The 16,743-nt window shown below is 45.5% G+C and carries 10 protein-coding genes; 6 read left to right on the top strand and 4 right to left on the bottom strand.

What is annotated here, in order from left to right:
• Positions 1 to 27: 27 nt before the first annotated feature.
• The 3 genes from JUB15_RS22690 (at position 28) to JUB15_RS22680 (ending at position 4,800) form a co-directional block, all read left to right on the top strand.
• Positions 28 to 1,533: a glutamate synthase subunit beta gene (locus JUB15_RS22690; RefSeq protein WP_207514939.1), complete on the top strand. Its 1,506-nt coding sequence runs from the start codon at positions 28 to 30 to the stop codon at positions 1,531 to 1,533.
• Positions 1,534 to 2,051: 518 nt separating this feature from the next.
• The gene (locus tag JUB15_RS22685; RefSeq protein WP_207514938.1) at positions 2,052 to 3,452 is read left to right on the top strand and encodes an ammonium transporter; all 1,401 of its coding nucleotides are present in this window, start codon (positions 2,052 to 2,054) and stop codon (positions 3,450 to 3,452) included.
• 277 nt (positions 3,453 to 3,729) lie between these two features.
• Positions 3,730 to 4,800, top strand: a complete 1,071-nt coding sequence (locus JUB15_RS22680) for a porin (RefSeq protein ID WP_207514937.1) — start codon at positions 3,730 to 3,732, stop codon at positions 4,798 to 4,800.
• Between the two features lie 770 nt (positions 4,801 to 5,570).
• Here the strand turns inward: JUB15_RS22680 and JUB15_RS22675 are convergent.
• Positions 5,571 to 8,150 carry a phosphoenolpyruvate carboxylase gene (locus JUB15_RS22675; RefSeq protein WP_207514936.1) on the bottom strand — a complete coding sequence of 860 codons (2,580 nt, stop codon included), beginning with the start codon at positions 8,148 to 8,150 and terminating at the stop codon, positions 5,571 to 5,573.
• 449 nt (positions 8,151 to 8,599) lie between these two features.
• Between JUB15_RS22675 and thrA the strand changes: the two genes are divergently transcribed.
• From thrA to thrC, 3 genes are all read left to right on the top strand, one after another.
• Positions 8,600 to 11,050 (top strand): bifunctional aspartate kinase/homoserine dehydrogenase I, encoded by a 2,451-nt coding sequence (thrA, locus tag JUB15_RS22670; RefSeq protein WP_207514935.1) that lies wholly within the window; start codon positions 8,600 to 8,602, stop codon positions 11,048 to 11,050.
• 54 nt (positions 11,051 to 11,104) lie between these two features.
• Positions 11,105 to 12,073, top strand: coding sequence for a homoserine kinase (locus tag JUB15_RS22665; protein ID WP_207514934.1), 969 nt, complete (start codon positions 11,105 to 11,107; stop codon positions 12,071 to 12,073).
• A gap of 120 nt (positions 12,074 to 12,193) precedes the next feature.
• Positions 12,194 to 13,495 (top strand): threonine synthase, encoded by a 1,302-nt coding sequence (gene thrC, locus JUB15_RS22660; protein WP_207514933.1) that lies wholly within the window; start codon positions 12,194 to 12,196, stop codon positions 13,493 to 13,495.
• A gap of 141 nt (positions 13,496 to 13,636) precedes the next feature.
• Here thrC and JUB15_RS22655 read toward each other — a convergent pair whose 3' ends face one another.
• From JUB15_RS22655 to JUB15_RS22645, 3 genes are all read right to left on the bottom strand, one after another.
• Positions 13,637 to 14,893: a homoserine dehydrogenase gene (locus JUB15_RS22655; protein ID WP_207514932.1), complete on the bottom strand. Its 1,257-nt coding sequence runs from the start codon at positions 14,891 to 14,893 to the stop codon at positions 13,637 to 13,639.
• 128 nt (positions 14,894 to 15,021) lie between these two features.
• A complete protein-coding gene (gene queF, locus JUB15_RS22650; RefSeq protein WP_207514931.1) occupies positions 15,022 to 15,474 on the bottom strand; it encodes a preQ(1) synthase in 453 nt (150 codons plus the stop codon).
• A gap of 46 nt (positions 15,475 to 15,520) precedes the next feature.
• Positions 15,521 to 16,705, bottom strand: coding sequence for a trans-sulfuration enzyme family protein (locus JUB15_RS22645; RefSeq protein ID WP_207514930.1), 1,185 nt, complete (start codon positions 16,703 to 16,705; stop codon positions 15,521 to 15,523).
• Positions 16,706 to 16,743 lie beyond the last annotated feature (38 nt).

Below are 16,743 nucleotides of genomic sequence, written 5' to 3'. Positions count from 1 at the left end.
CACAAAACGATAAACTGTTAATAGAAAATGGGTAAGCCAACGGGTTTTTTAGAATTTACCAGGGAATTGCCCGGTAAAAAACCAGTAGAGGAAAGGTTGAAGAATTACAATGAGTTCATTGAGCGGTACAGCGATGAAAAGTTGAACCAGCAATCGGCTCGTTGTATGAATTGCGGCGTTCCTTTTTGTCATAGCGGATGCCCGCTGGGTAATATAATACCTGAGTTCAACGATGCGGTGTACCGCAAGAGCTGGCAGGAAGCGTATGAAATACTCGCTTCTACCAATAACTTTCCGGAATTCACCGGCCGTATTTGCCCTGCACCATGCGAAAGCGCCTGCGTACTGGGCATTAACCAACCGGCGATAACCATCGAGGAAATTGAAAAGCATATTATAGAAATAGCTTTTGAAAAAGGATTTGTGAAACCACGGAAACCACATGTGCGTACCGGTAAGAAAGTAGCGGTGGTTGGTTCTGGTCCGGCCGGTTTGGCTGCCGCTGCGCAGTTGAACTATGCAGGTCACTCCGTTACCGTGTTTGAGCGCGATGACAAGCCAGGTGGTCTGTTACGTTACGGTATACCCGATTTCAAGCTGGAAAAATGGGTGATAGACAGAAGGATCAAACTGATGGAAGAGGAAGGGGTTATTTTCCGCTGCCATGCCAATGTGGGTGAAAATGTGCGCATCAACGACCTGTTGCGCGAATACCACGCCATTGTACTGGCTGGTGGTTCAACTGTTCCGCGCGATCTGAAGATCCCTGGCCGCGAGTTGAAAGGGGTATATTTTGCAATGCAGTTCCTGAAACAGCAGAACAAGCGCAATGCCGGCATCGATCCGCTGGCCCATGCGAATATCGAAAGCAATATTTTCAGTGAGCACTTATTAGCCACCAATAAGAATGTAGTGGTAATTGGTGGTGGTGATACCGGCAGTGACTGCGTAGGTACCAGCAACCGGCATAAAGCCAAATCGGTAACACAGTTTGAGCTGTTGCCCAAACCGCCAGACGGCCGCAATGAGTTCATGCCCTGGCCAACTTTCCCCATGATCCTGAAAACATCCACTTCACACGAAGAGGGTGCTAACCGCCACTGGGCCATTGCCACCAAGGAATTTATCGGTGATAAAAAGGGCAACCTGAAAGCACTGAAAGTGGTCGATTTGGAATGGCAGGTGACCGAAGATGGCAGACCTTCGCAGTTTGTGGAAAAACCTGGTTCAGAACGCGAGATCCCCTGCGAGCTGGCATTACTGGCTATGGGTTTTGTACATCCGCAACAGGAGGGACTGTTGAATGAACTGGGCGTTGACCTGGATAGCCGGGGCAACGTTCGGGCAACTGAAAAAGAATACAAAACAAGCATTAATAAAGTGTTTGTTGCCGGTGATATGCGCCGGGGTCAAAGCCTGGTGGTTTGGGCCATCAGCGAAGGCCGCGAGTGCGCCCGCAAAGTGGATGAGTTTTTGAACGAAGGCGTATCTTATTTAGAGAGCAAGGATCAGAATATAGTATTAGCGATATAAGTTAAACTGAAGCTATTTAATGAGCCACTTCGCATTTGCGGAGTGGCTTTTTTGTTGAACATACAAACGCATGAGTATTTATTTAATATATATTATGGTCCGGTGGTTGGTTCAATTTTTATGATAATTGACCTGAATTGTTATGGTCTGGCTGTTAGTTGATGTAGAAATCGCCTCAAATTGGTTAAAAAAGTGCCCGCAATGAGCTGTGGCACGAAAATAACGTAAGAATGTTCTGAAAAAATGCAGTTTTAGCAATTCGATGCAAAACGAACCCGATTTTTTGAAGCTATCCAAAAAGGATGGCTTTTTTAATTTCAAAACAATGCTTTATTTAAAGATAGGGCCCACAAGCAGTTACAGCTGTTTACCAGGATAAATGAGATATATATAGTGATTTATAAAATCTAAGTTATTTATGATGTGTTATCTTAAAAAAATGATATTTTCGAGATGATATTATTAGATATTAATATTTAGTAATATAAAATTATATCTAAACTAAAACAACGGAAAAAATGAAACTGTCATTCAAATCGGTTATGCCGTTCCTGGTATTGGTAGTTCTGGCCCTGGCTGCCATGTTTGTTACACCTGAAGCGGATTATGTTCCAGGCGCCTCAGAAACCCAGTATAGCGCTGCTGACATAGCCTGGGTTCTTGTTTCAACGGCATTGGTCTTTTTAATGACACCTGGTCTGGCCTTCTTCTATGGCGGTATGGTGCATCGTAAAAACGTGATCTCGACAATGATCAAGAGTGTGGTTGCTGCCGGTGTGGTAGGCGTATTATGGGTTGTTGTTGGGTTTAGTATGAGTTTTGGTGAGTCTATCGGTGGTTTTATTGGTAATCCCGGCACCTTTCTTTTCTTTAAAGGGGTAAAATCAGGCGCCGCCTGGCCCGCCGCCACCACTATTCCGCTCGGATTGTTTGCCATCTTCCAGATGATGTTCGCTATCATTACGCCCGGCCTCGTGGTGGGTGCTGTAGCTGAACGTATCCGGTTCACTTCTTATATCTTATTCATCGTATTGTTCAGCCTGTTGGTATATGCTCCTGTAGCACACTGGTCCTGGCATCCGAACGGCTTCCTGGCTAAAATGGGCGTTTGGGACTTTGCCGGTGGTACTGTTGTGCACATTACAGCTGGTTGTGCTGCCCTTGCAGGCGCCCTGGTGCTGAAACGCAGAAAGGTGCATATTGCCCAAAAAGAAACACCTGCCGCCAACGTACCCTATGTATTGATCGGTACGGGTTTACTGTGGTTCGGCTGGTTTGGTTTTAACGCAGGTTCTGCAGTAGGTGCTACAGGCCTGGCTGTTAATGCCTTCGGAACTACCAACACCGCTGCTGCTGCCGCTGGTTTGGCCTGGATGTTCTTCGATGTGGTAAAAGGTAAAAAACCGTCGGTATTAGGTTTTTGTATCGGTGCGGTAGTTGGTCTGGTTGCCATTACACCTGCTGCCGGTTTCGTTGGAATTCCTCAAAGTATTATTATCGGTGTTGTTGGTGCTATCATTTCCAACATCGCTGTTAGTGTTAAACAAAGATCAACCCTCGACGATACGCTCGATGTATTCCCCTGTCACGGTTTAGGCGGTATTGTGGGTATGTTGCTGACCGGTGTATTTGCCAATGAACTGGCGCATGGTATCAAAGGCGGTCCGCAAGGTTTGTTCTACGGTAACCCTTCTTTCTTCTTTACCCAATTTAAAGCAATGGCTATCGTAGTGTTATACAGCTTCACTGTTTCTTTCCTCATATTCAAATTCATCAACTTCATTCTTCCACTGCGTGTAACTGAAGAAGAAGAAGAGCTTGGTCTGGATGAAACCCAACACAATGAAAAGTATTTACAAGGGACTTTGCTGGTAAATGGAGAGAATGGTAAACTGGTTGAAAAACCTGTAGAGTTCTAAAGAAAGTTAAGCTTTAATTAAAGGATCGGCACTTCTGACACAAGTCCGGTCCTTTAATAAAGGTTCTGCAGGATCGGCACTTCTGACACAAGCCCGGTCCCTTAAGGAAGTTCTGCAAGGCAATTGGCTGGTAAACGGTGATGATGCCAGGCTGGTTGAGAAACCAGTAAAGATCTAAAAAGAAAAAGGTACAGCTTTAATAAAAGATCGAAACTTCTGACACAAGCTCGATCCTTATCACCGTACCCTTTTCATTAACACTTAAAATCTAACTGCAATGTTAAGAAAAATTTCTTCATTGGCCATGTTTAGCGTGGCCCTGGGATCCTATGTACAGGCGCAAGATTCTACTAAAAAAAGTGCTCTGAATATTACTGGTTCTGTTGACGCATATTATCGCTACAATTTTCATAATGCCAAAGATTCAGGGTATCTGAACAATAACACCAGTTTTACTAACTCACACAACTCGTTCGAACTGGGGATGGCATCCGTAAAAGCCGAATATACCACTGGTAAAGTTACTGGTGTGGTTGATCTCGGTTTTGGCAGAAGGGCAGAGGAATTTTCCTATAATGAAAAAAGAGACGGTCTGGGCACCGCTATCAAGCAGGCCTATGTATCAGTAGCCGCTACTGACAAGCTGAAGTTTACCATGGGTAAATGGGCTACACATGTGGGTTACGAACTCGTAGACGCTTACCTGAACCGAAACTACAGTATGTCATACATGTTCTCGTTCGGTCCTTTCTTTCATACCGGTTTAAAAGCAGAATATACTGCCGGTAATTTCGGTTTCATGCTTGGTGTGGCCAATCCTACTGACAATGTAACGGCCAGTTTTGCCAAGAAAATGGTGCTGGGACAGGTGAGCGCCACCGGCAGCGATGGTAAAATAAAAGCTTACCTCAATTACGTAGGTGGTAAAGACATGGGTGATAACACTATTAACCAGGTTGATCTGACCGTTACCGGAACGGTGAGCGATAAATTCAGCCTTGGTTATAATGGCACGATGCAGGCAGTTAAAACCGTTGGCAAAAGCAGTGGTGATTCCTGGTGGGGATCGGCTGTGTACGTGAACGTTGATCCTTCAAAAGTATTCGGACTTACATTGCGTGGAGAATATTTCGATGATAAAAATGCAGTTTCGGGATTATCTGGTGTTACCGGTACAGGCACCAGCGTAATGGCTGCTACCTTATCAGGTAATATTCGCATCGATAACCTCACGATCATCCCTGAGTTCAGGCTGGATAATTCGAAAGAGGCCATTTTTGCAAAGAACCCGAATGAAGGTGTTAAAAGCACAGGTACTTTCCTGCTGGCCGCTACCTGGCATTTTTAAGTCCTGATTGCAGCATATATTCTTTTTACAACCCTACGGGGCCGTAACCAAACCAATTAGCCCTGCCCGCAGGCAGGTAATTCACCAGATCAGAAAAAGGGTATTTCCTTGACTGGAAATATCCTTTTTTAGTGCCCGTAAAGCCGGACAAATGCAGCAATACAGTTATATTATATATAATATTATATATTTATTAATTGCAATGATGCCAGCAAAAAATGGTACTTTTGACAATAGTTATCATTATTTTGCTCACTTGCGGCGCTATCTGATTCAATAATTGAATATTTTGATACATTGAATTATTTAAAATGTGAATCAGCGGTAGTATGGGGAAGTAGCCAGAAGATGTCAAAAACAGGAGGGGAATATAAAAAAGATCAGACGGTTAATACTTTGATATACCAATCACGATTGTTTGCCGAACGCCGTTTTCAAACGATGGTGTTTATATTCAAGCATGACCAAAACTAACTAAGCACTGTGCGGTAATATATGAAAATAGTATGTATGCTTTTTTTCATTACCGTTGTTTTAGTTATCAGAAAACGCATCCGTTTCGCCGGGTGCGTTTGTTTTTGGTGAATGGTCAATGGTCAATGGTCAATAGTCAATGGTGAATGGTGAATGGCTCGTGATTCGGCAGCTGCCGAATAAAAGGGAACCTTGAAATTAGGCTCCATTGACCATTCACCATTGACCACTCAGGCGTGTCGCTCTTGTCGAGAGGCTTAAAAGAAGTTGACCCACTCACCATTCACCATTGACTACTAGGCTGAATTTCTTCCAGCATTGATAATTCCAAACGAACTGCGGATTACCAGCTTCTCGAAAGTCTCTTTATGCTGTGGCGGTGCATTTTGTTCTTCCATCTGGCGGATACGCGCCATAGCGAATTGCTGAATGGTGGTAAGCGGTAATACGATGCGTTCGCGCATTTGTATTGACAGCTGATCAACGGGGTAATCGGCCATCAGTTCGCTTTTGCCGGAGATGAGAAAAATATATCGTTGTGTTAGTTCATATTCTTTGTAGATCATGTTCCAGATCTCGCCGTAGCGCGGATCCTGTGCCAGGTACTCCGTTAACGGGAAGAAACATTTCTTCATAGCCATTTCGCAGTTATCGATCAGCGTTTTGAAAAACAGCGAATGGCGGTACACCTTCTTTATTTCGTTCAGTTTGCCTTTTTTCTCCATGGCCTGCAACGCAGTACCCACGCCATAATAACCGGTAACGTTTTGCTTTAACTGGCTCCAGGCGCCTACAAATGGAATGGCGCGCAGGTCTTTCAACGACAGCTTCGATGAAGAACCTCGCTTGGCAGGCCGGCTGCCGATATTGGTTTGGCTGTAGAACTTCAATGGGCTCACATGCGCCAGGTAATTCAAAAAGTCGGGATTGTTCTTTAATTCATTATAGGCTTTCAGTCCTTCTGCGGCCAGTTCGCCAATTACTTCCTCTTCTTCTTTGGTAAGTGTTTTGTCCTTATCGGCAAACACATCATTCGATATACCGGCATTTAATAACTGCTCAATATTATACTGGGCAGAATCAATGGTGCCGAAGTTGGAGCTTACGGTTTGACCCTGGATGGTCAATTGAATTTCTTTATTGGAAATGTTCTTGCCCATGGACGCATAGAACTTATGGGTTTTGCCACCACCGCGGGCAGGAGGACCACCACGGCCATCGAAGAACACCACATCGATGCCGTATTTGGCAGAGATGCTGGTGAGCTTTTCCTTGGCTTTGTAAATGCTCCAGTTGGCCATCAGGTAACCACCGTCTTTGGTACCATCAGAAAAACCAAGCATGATCGTTTGACGGTCTTTGCGTTTTTGTAGGTGCTTGCGGTAAGTCTCATTCTCATACAATTCCTGCATGATGTCAGCTGCTTCCTGCAGGTCGTCGATGGTTTCGAACAGGGGCACTATGTCAATGGTCAACTCTTCATTTTTCCAGCCGCACAGTTTAAACAGTCCGTATACTTCCAGCAGGTTCAATGCACTGTTGCACTGGCTGATGATATAGCGGCTGCAGCCTTCAACGCCATTGTATTGTTGAATTTCCTTGATGGCTTTAATGGAAAGCAGGGTATCTTTTTCAAGACCCTCTTCAAATACATGTCCGCCAATATCGCCGCTGGCTTTGGAAAGCAGTTTTTTCTTTTCTTCGTCAGAGAGCCCGGCGTAGTTACGGGGAAGGATATCTGTTTTTTCCGCAATAGCTTCCAGTACTTTGTTGTGAACGCTGCTGTCCTGGCGAACATCGAGTGAAGCGAAGTGCAGTCCAAATACATGCACTTTATTAATCAGGCTGTCTACCAGGTGCTGGAACAGTCCATTGTGCTGGTAGATCAGTATTTCTCTTATTTTTTGTAAAGCATCCAGGATACCCTGTTTGCTTAAGAAGGTGCGCTGGCCGGGGATGAAGATGTTTTCGTATAACTGTTTTTCCAGGTCGGCCAGAATGGTGTCAATGCCTTTAAAAGTGAGCCTTCTTTTCAGGCGGCGCACTTCGAGGTAATAACATTTTATGATGCTGCCGCGCAGCGCATCGGCTACTTTAAGGGTAGTATCGGCTGTAACGTTCGGGTTGCCATCGCGGTCGCCACCAGGCCAGAAACCCATAGTGATCACCGGGTTGGTGTCGGGGATCATTTGCGGGAACTGGTTATTCAGGAAAGTGATGATGCGGCCTGCCGCATTGTAGAACACATTTTCCAGGTACCAGATAAGGCTGATGGCCTCATCGTATGGCGTAGGTTTTTGTTTCTTGAAGAAAGGTGTTTTACCCAGCTGTTGCAGGTACATATTGATCTGGTTGGCATTGTTTTCTGCCAGCGCCTTCGACAGGTCATTGATAATACCTAAAACCGGACCGGGGTAGAACTGTGTAGGGTGGGCGGTTAACACCAGCCGAATGGAGAAGTCTTCCAGCTTCCTGGCCAGTTCTTCCTGTTTGCCTTCCTGTATTACATCAGTGGCCAGGTATTTCAGCGTACCAATGCCATTGAGGTCGTTGATCTCTTTGAAAGAAGCATCTTCAAGGGCATCGAATAAAACTACCTGCCGCTCAACGTATTGAATAAAGCGGAACAACAGGTCGAGCTTATCCTGCTCATTGGTGTAGGATGTATGTTTCTCAAAAAATTCCTCAATGATCTGGGTTGGGCTCTGCTTCTTTTTGTACCCTTCTTCACAATTATTCAATAACAACGACAGAAGGATGCCGGTTTTTTCAATCCGGTGAAATGGGAGCGAGGTAAACAGGCTGTTGTAGAGCTGAAATTTTATGCCTACGTAGTTTTTAAATTGCTGCAGTCCTCTTGATGACTGGTGATCCATGTAATTTCGAGTTTATGGCATTAATGCAAAAATATAGCAAGCAGCAACAGAAATCGGGGAATGAAAGTACGTTGAAAAAATTAAATAGGAACACGTTACATTGATTTGTTTTTGATAATGCCACAAAACCCTTGAATTTACTGGGTTATACGAAGCGCTGTAGTCCGGGCGGGGCCAAAAAAAACTAAAAACTAACAAATGTTATAGACTTTTGGTCTTATCTTTGGTTATATCAAAATACAAAGTGGTACAATTTCAACATATTATTCTTTCATCCAGCACAGTAGCTTCCACAGCTACAACTACCACTATTACAACAACCCGTTAAGGGTTGTACATATCCATATTACCAACTGGGGTTTTACCTACCTTCATCCCGCGGAGCGGGAAATAAGATCGAGAAAGCATCGCGTTATTCAACTAATTTCAAATCAATTTAATTTCAGGTTATGCAGGTTTTAAAGTTCGGCGGTACTTCAGTAGCAAATGCCGAGAACATGAATAAGGTCAGCAGCATTGTTCAACAGGCTTTGGTACGTTTGCCACAAGGTAAAACGATTGTTGTAGTATCAGCGTTAGGTGGAGTGACGGATGTATTATTGCAAAGTGGTGGTATGGCTGCTGCAGGCGATGAAAGTTATAAAGAGCTGTTACAAAAAGTGGAACAACGCCACCTGGAAGCGGTAAAAGCGCTGATACCAGTAACCCAGCAAAGCAGTGTATTAAGCTGGGTAAAGCAACGCTGTAATGAAATTGAAGATATTTGTAATGGCGTGTTCTTACTGGGCGAATTAAGCGCCCGCACCAAAGACCGCATTGTAAGTTTTGGCGAATTGCTTTCCTCTAAAATAATTGCCGCCCGTTTAAATGCCCAGGGTGTTGAGAACAGCTGGGTCGACTCCCGCGAGATCATTCGCACCGATTCCAATTACGGAAGTGCGTCAGTAGACTTCTCCATTACCAATTCGCTTTGCAGTGATTTCTTTTCAGCCGCTGTTGCCCGTTTATTTATCGTACCAGGCTTCGTAGCTGCCGATGCCAAAGGCAATACTACTACTTTGGGCCGCGGCGGCAGCGATTATACGGCCGCCATTATTGCCGGTGCAGTGAATGCACAAACCCTCGAAATATGGACTGATGTGAGCGGTATGATGACTGCCGATCCACGGCTCGTGCCCAATGCCCGCATCTTACCCAATATATCTTACCAGGAAGCCATGGAGCTGTCGCATTTCGGCGCCAAAGTAATTTATCCGCCTACCATCCAGCCTGTAATGAGTAAAAACATTCCGGTATGGATCAAGAACACTTTTGCTCCGGAAGATCATGGCACACTGATAGAAAACGATGTACATAAGAACGGCAATAATATCCGCGGTATTTCCAGCATCAATAAAATTGCTTTGCTGAGCCTGGAAGGAAGCGGCATGGTAGGCATTCCAGGTTTCTCCCGCCGGTTATTTGAATCCCTGGCGAACGACTTCATCAATGTGATCCTCATTACGCAGGGATCGTCTGAGCATTCTATTTGTGTAGGTATCGACGAAGCCCTTGCTGATAAAGCAAAGCTGGCTGTAGACAAAACATTTGCTTATGAAATAGAAATGGGCCGCGTTGAACCTTTACGGGTTGAAAAAGGCCTGGCCATTGTTGCCCTGGTAGGGGATAACATGAAAAGCCACCCGGGTATCAGCGGAAAAATGTTTGGCGCCATTGGCCGCAACGGGGTGAATGTACGCGCTATTGCACAAGGTTCATCAGAAAGAAATATCTCAGCCGTGATCGCAGCTACTGACGTAAAAAAAGCCATCAACGTATTACACGAAGATTTTTTTGAAACTACCTATAAACAAATTAACCTGTTTGTGGCCGGTACGGGCAATGTGGGCGGTAAACTGCTGGCCCAGTTGAAACAGCAGCAGCAGTACTTGCAGCAAAATATGCGCTTGCAGGTGCGCATCGTAGGTATGGCCAACAGCAAGAAAATGGTATTCAGTGATGAAGGTATTGAACTGGATAACTGGCGCGAGCAGTTGCAGCATGGCGAAACCAGCGACCTGGGCAAATTTGTAGAAACAGTACGTTCGAAGAACCTGCGTAACTCGGTGTTTGTAGATGTTACTGCCAATGAAATGGTGGCGCAGGTATACGATCAGCTGCTGGCAAAAAGTATTTCGGTGGTCGCCTGTAATAAAGTAGCCTGCTCTTCGGCCTATGTGTATTATAAGAAGCTGAAGGACCTGGCCCGTGAATACAATGCTTTCTTTTTGTTTGAAACAAATGTGGGAGCAGGATTACCGGTGATAGGCACCCTGAATGATCTCATGCGCAGCGGCGATGTGGTTACCCGCATCGAAGCAGTGCTTAGCGGCACCCTGAACTTTGTGTTCAATAATTATGATGGCACCAGGAGTTTTGCCCAGGTGGTAAAACAGGCGCAGGATGAAGGCTACACCGAGCCGGATCCGCGTTTAGACCTGAGCGGAACCGATGTTATGCGAAAGATCATGATCCTGGCCAGGGAAGCCGGCGAGCACCTGGAAATGGAAGACATTACCAATAACAGCTTTATGCCCGCTTCGTGTATGGTTGGCAGTGTGGATGATTTTTATAAGGAAATGGAGAAGCAGGAAAAACATTTTAAGGAAATATACCAGCAGGCAGCTGCGGCAGGAAAGAAACTGAAGTTTGTTGCAAAATATGAGGGTGGTAAAGCCTCCGTTGGTTTGCAGCATGTAGATTCGCAGTCAGACTTCTACCACTTGTATGGCAAGGATAATGTGGTGTTGTTCTATACCAACCGTTATCCCGATCAGCCGTTGGTGGTAAAAGGAGCCGGTGCTGGCGCCGAAGTAACTGCATCGGGTGTGTTTGCCGATATTATTCGGGCAGCACACTAATGCCAATGTAATAATCAGACAGCCAAATGATTCAAACATGTCAAAAGATATTAAATGACAAATAAAATAGTCGAACCCGTAGGAAACAACTCCTCTTCGGCGGTCCGCGAGGTACAGGTCTTTGCACCGGCAACCGTGGCCAATCTGGTTTGTGGATTTGATGTGTTGGGAATGGCGTTGCAACAACCGCAGGATGTAATGACCGTACGGTTGCAGGAACAACCGGGTATTGTTATACAGCATGCAGACGGTTATGACTTACCGGTAGAACCGGAGAAGAACGTAGCCGGCGCTTCCTTACTGGCGCTAATGGAAGAATGGAAAGAGAAAGTTGGTTTTGAAGTGATCATTGATAAACGCATCAAACCCGGCAGTGGCCTGGGGTCCAGTGCCGCCAGTTCGGCCGGCGCGGTAGTTGCTGCCAATCATCTGCTGGGAAATCCTTTCAGCCGGGAAGATCTGGTACGATTTGCCATGAACGGGGAAAAAGTGGCATCGGGAGTAAAACATGCCGATAACATTGCACCCTGTATCTATGGCGGCATTACGCTTATCCGCTCTATTTTTCCTTTGGATATCGTACAGCTCACAGCGCCGCCCATGTATGTGACCGTGGTGCATCCGCAGATCGAAGTGCGTACGTCCGATGCCCGGCAGATATTGCGGAAAGAAGTACAGTTAAAAGCGGCGATCAAACAATGGGGCAATATTGCGGGGTTGGTAGCCGGATTTATGAAGAACGATTATGCCCTGATCGGCCGTTCACTGGAAGATGTGATCATTGAACCGGTACGCAGCATACTCATTCCCGGTTTTGATGATGTGAAAAAGCGCAGCAAAGAAGCCGGTGCTTTAGGCGGTGGAATTTCCGGTTCGGGTCCTTCTGTTTTTATGTTGAGCAAAGAGGAAGCTGTGGCAAAAGGTGTTGAAAATATTATGATCGATGTATATACCCGGCTGGGCATAGAATTTAAAACGTACGTGACCAATATTAATTATAACGGAGCGAAAGTAATTAGCTAATTAGCTAATGTGCTGATGTGATAATGGAAGGGCAACACCCAAAACCGGATATCAGCACAGTGATATCAGTTTGTATTTTCATTAGCATATTAGCAAATTATCACATTATCAAATTGACCAATGAGGTATTACAGTCTAAATAAACAATCTCCCGATGTAGATTTCAAGGAAGCGACCATCAAAGGACAGGCACCTGATAAGGGGTTGTATTTCCCTGAAAACATTCCGGTACATGAGTCGTCTTTTTTTGAGAAGATCTGGGAGTATAGCAATGAAGAGATCGCATTCCGGCTTATACAGCCATATGTTGGCGGCACCATACCCGATGGTGCATTACACGGCATCGTAAAAGAGACCATCAACTTTCCCATACCATTGGTGCCGGTAAATGACCGCATATTTTCCCTGGAGCTTTTTCATGGACCCACCCTGGCCTTTAAGGACGTGGGAGCCCGCTTTATGAGCCGGTGCCTGGGTTATTTTGCGCACGAGCGCAGTGAAAAAGTAGTGGTGCTGGTGGCTACTTCCGGCGATACCGGCGGCGCAGTTGCCCACGGGTTTTACGATGTGCCGGGTGTTGAAGTGGTGATCCTGTATCCTTCAGGTAAAGTGAGCTCAGTTCAGGAAAAACAGTTGACCACATTAGGTAAGAACATTCATGCGCTGGAAGTGACCGGTACTTTCGATGACTGCCAGCAAATGGTGAAACAGGCATTTGCCGACGAAGCGCTGAACAAAAAGATTTTCCTCACATCGGCCAATTCCATAAATGTAGCCCGTTGGTTGCCCCAGCAGTTCTATTATGTATTTGCCTGGAAGCAATGGGCCGATAAGGCAAATGCGCCGGTGATATCGGTGCCCAGCGGAAACTTTGGAAATATCTGTGCGGGCTTGTTGGCACATGTTGCTGGTTTGCCGGTTAAACATTTTATTGCTGCCTGCAATGCCAATGCGGTAGTGCCTTCCTTTCTGGCTAATGGCGAATATCAGCCGAAAAAAGCCATTGCTACCATTTCCAATGCCATGGATGTTGGCAACCCCAGCAATTTTGTACGGATCCTGGAGCTGTTCCATAACCAATTGGGTGATCTGCGTAAAGTATTGACCGGCTACAGCATTTCTGATGATGAAACGAGAAAGGTGATGAAAGAAGTGTATCAGCAATACAAGTACCTGCCGGATCCGCACGGCGCGGTTGGTTACCTGGCGCTGGAACGTTATTTACAACAGCATGCAGGTGCAAAAGGCATGTTCCTCGAAACAGCACATCCTGTAAAGTTTTATGATGTGGTAGAGCCTGTTATAGGCGAACAGGTGTCGGTACCTGCAGCCATCGAGGAGCAGCTTAAACTTACGAAGCAAAGTACATTGATAGCACCGGATTATAATGCATTGAAAGAAACGTTGCTGAAGAAATATTAGTTGTCATAGAAGTACGAAGCACGAAGTAGGAAGCTCGCGAATTTCATATCTCGTGCTTCTTTTTTTACTACACAAAGTAAATATACTGATGAAAACAAAAGAGGATGCCTCAATGAAAACATCCTCTTGGTTTTTACTTAATTAAATGATGCCGGCCAGTTCGAGGCTTTTCTTTTTCAGTTTACGCACTTCCACATCTTCGATAACGGCTTCAGGAGAAAGGATCAGTGAAGTTTTGTTCTCACGCCACCAGCTGTTTTGAGCCAGCTCATTAAAGTGAAGCACACCAACCAGGTATTTACGATCGCTTTCGGCATGCCACTCTTCGATCCATTCGAATTTCTCTTTTGGAATGTATTTCCAGTCGTCGAAGCTCACGTACACCCGCACATAAAAATCATTGGTGAGCTCGTTGGGAGTGTGGTGGTACAATTTCTTGTACTCATATTTATATTGGTAACGCAGGGCAGAAAGGTCGCTTAAAACGGCAGAAGCGGTAGGGAAGCTGCCGGCGCCTTTGCCATAAAAGAATTGTTTATCGGCGAAACCACTTTCAATCACAACACCATTGTATTCATTCTTTACAAAAGCCAGGTGATCATCGTGTTTAACGAACTGCGGCAGTACAAAAGCAGCTACTTTTCCATTCTCGAGTTTCTTTGCCTGGGCAACCAGTTTAATATCGTAATGCTTTTCAGTAGCAACCAGGGCGTCGTTTTGATGAATGTTTTGAATGCCGTTAAATACCACGGCATCTGGCGCCACTACAATACCATAAGCATGGGTGAGCAGGAAATTCCATTTATTGGCAGCATCAAAGCCTTCCACATCGAGTGTGGGGTCGCTTTCAGCAAAACCCAGCTGCTGCGCCAGTAACAGCGCCTGTTGAAAATCCAGCTTGTCTTCAAACATTTTGGTAAGAATGAAGTTGGTGGAGCCGTTAACAATGGCTTTGATGGAATGTAAAAGATCGTTGTCGTAGTATTCTTCCAGATTGCGGATAACCGGGATGGAGGCGCAGGCAGCAGACTCATACAGGAAGGAGCGCTCGGTGAGTTTTTGTAAACCCAGTAATTCGGGTAAATGCTCGGCAATCATTTTTTTGCTGGCGCTCACCACGTCTTTACCATTCTTTAATGCGGTAGAAACGATCTCGAAGGCAGGTTCTGATTCGTTGATCACTTCTACGATCACATTGATCTCAGGATCATTGAGCAACTCATCTTTATTGGTCGTAAACAATGCATCTGGCGCATTGCGTTTTTTCCCGGGGTTCTTTATACAGACCTTTTTTATAGTGGCTTTCAGTGAAGGCGTTTGTTGTAATACTTTGTACAAACCTTCACCTACTACACCAAAACCAAATAAACCGATTGTTAATGACTTGTGTGCGTCCATATGATAATTTGCTAATTTAATAATTCGATAATGTGATAATTGAAAGCTAAGTCTTACTGACATGCCTGGTGCTGTGTTTCGCATTTAGCGTTCAGCGTTCAGCGTTTCGCGTTGGGCGTTCAGCGTTCTTACATTTCTACCGACCATTCGTCTTCCACGATCTGCCAGTCGTTGAACTGTTCTTTACCACCACGGATCTTCCAGTCAGAATCGATGGTAAGTTTAGAACTGATGCCACCGCGCGGATTGCAGACCATGACCAACCGTAAACGGGCAGGTTCATATACAGCCACCAGGTCATCATAAATGATGTTGATCAGTCTTTCGTAGGAGACTACGATATTGCGCAGCTGGAAGACATAATGTTTCAATGATTTCAATTCTATTATTTTCTTACCGGGATAGAAAGTGCAGTAAATAACTGCAAAATCAGGTTGTTCCTTAACGCCCAGAAAAGTGAACTCAGGTATTTTGATCTTGATCTCATAGGCCTGGTCAGTGGGGTTAGGAATAGGTTTCAGGATACTGCGGTCAATATCCTTGTATGTTTTAACAGGTTCCCGGGTTATTTGTTCAGACATTGTTTATTGTTTAGAAATACTATAAATGGCTATACTTTCCCTTTTATTAACAGGGTACTGCCCTGTTGGCGGCTGTTGTAACAACCGCGTTGGTCTTTTCCAGCGCCTGTTGCAGGTCCTGCAATAAGTCGCCGGCATCTTCAAGGCCTATACTTAAGCGAATAAGGCTGTCTGTAACGCCGGCAGCGCGGCGTTTTTCGGCCGGAATGGTTTTATGCGTCATGCTGGCCGGGTGGCTTACCAGGCTTTTAATTCCGCCCAGGCTTTCGGCCAGCTTGAATAACCGGGTGCTGGTAACAAATGCGGTAGCTGCAGCAGCCGTATCTTCTTTCAACGTGAAAGAAACGATACCGCCAAAACCCCTGCTTTGTTTTTTGGCAATGGCATGATTGGGATGATCTTTCAATCCTGGATAATATACTTTATCAACGGCAGGGTGTTGCTGCAGGAACCCGGCTACTTCCTGGGCGCTGCGGCAATGTTGCTGAACGCGCAGGTGCAGGGTTTCGATACCCCGAATTACCAGCCAGCTATCGAAAGGGGCCAGAATGGCGCCGCAGGCATTTTGATAGAATTTAAGAGTATCGCCAAGGGCTTTATCTTTTGTTACTACCAAACCGGCGATGAGGTCGCTATGGCCGCCGAGGTATTTGGTGGCGGAATGCACTACAATATCAGCTCCCAGCGAAATAGGTTGTTGTAATGCCGGTGAAGCAAAAGTGTTATCCACGCAAAGTAAACACCCGTTGGCTTTGGCGATCTGTGCGATGGCCTCGATATCAGAGATCTTTAACGTTGGATTGGTAGGTGTTTCGAGCCAGATGAGTTTGGTGTTGGGGGTAACGGCGTTAAATACTTTTTCGGGATCGGATGTATCAACAAAATTAATGGTGACCCCGAATTGCTGATACACCTGGGTGAATAACCGGTAAGCACCACCGTAGATATCATCTACAGCTACAATTTCATCACCGGGCCGTAACAGCTTGGCGATGGCGTCAATAGCGGCGAGTCCGCTCGAAAAAGCAAGGCCAACCTGGCCGCCTTCCAGTTGAGCGATCAGTTTTTCGAGTGTTGCCCTGGTGGGATTGTTTGTTCTTGCGTAATCAAAACCTTTATTAACGCCAGGGGCTTCCTGAACGAAAGTAGAGGTTTGGTAAATAGGCACAGATACAGCGCCGGTCAGTGCATCTACAGGGATGCTGTGAATGAGTTGTGTTGTCGCTTGCATGATAAACATTTTTGCTCCCATCCCTTTAAACAGGGTAA

The organism is Longitalea luteola (genome assembly GCF_017356035.1).
GTDB classification, from domain to species: Bacteria; Bacteroidota; Bacteroidia; order Chitinophagales; family Chitinophagaceae; genus Niastella; species Niastella luteola.
The sequence above is the reverse complement of the archived record's forward strand: the minus strand, read 5'-3'. Positions and strand labels throughout refer to the sequence as shown.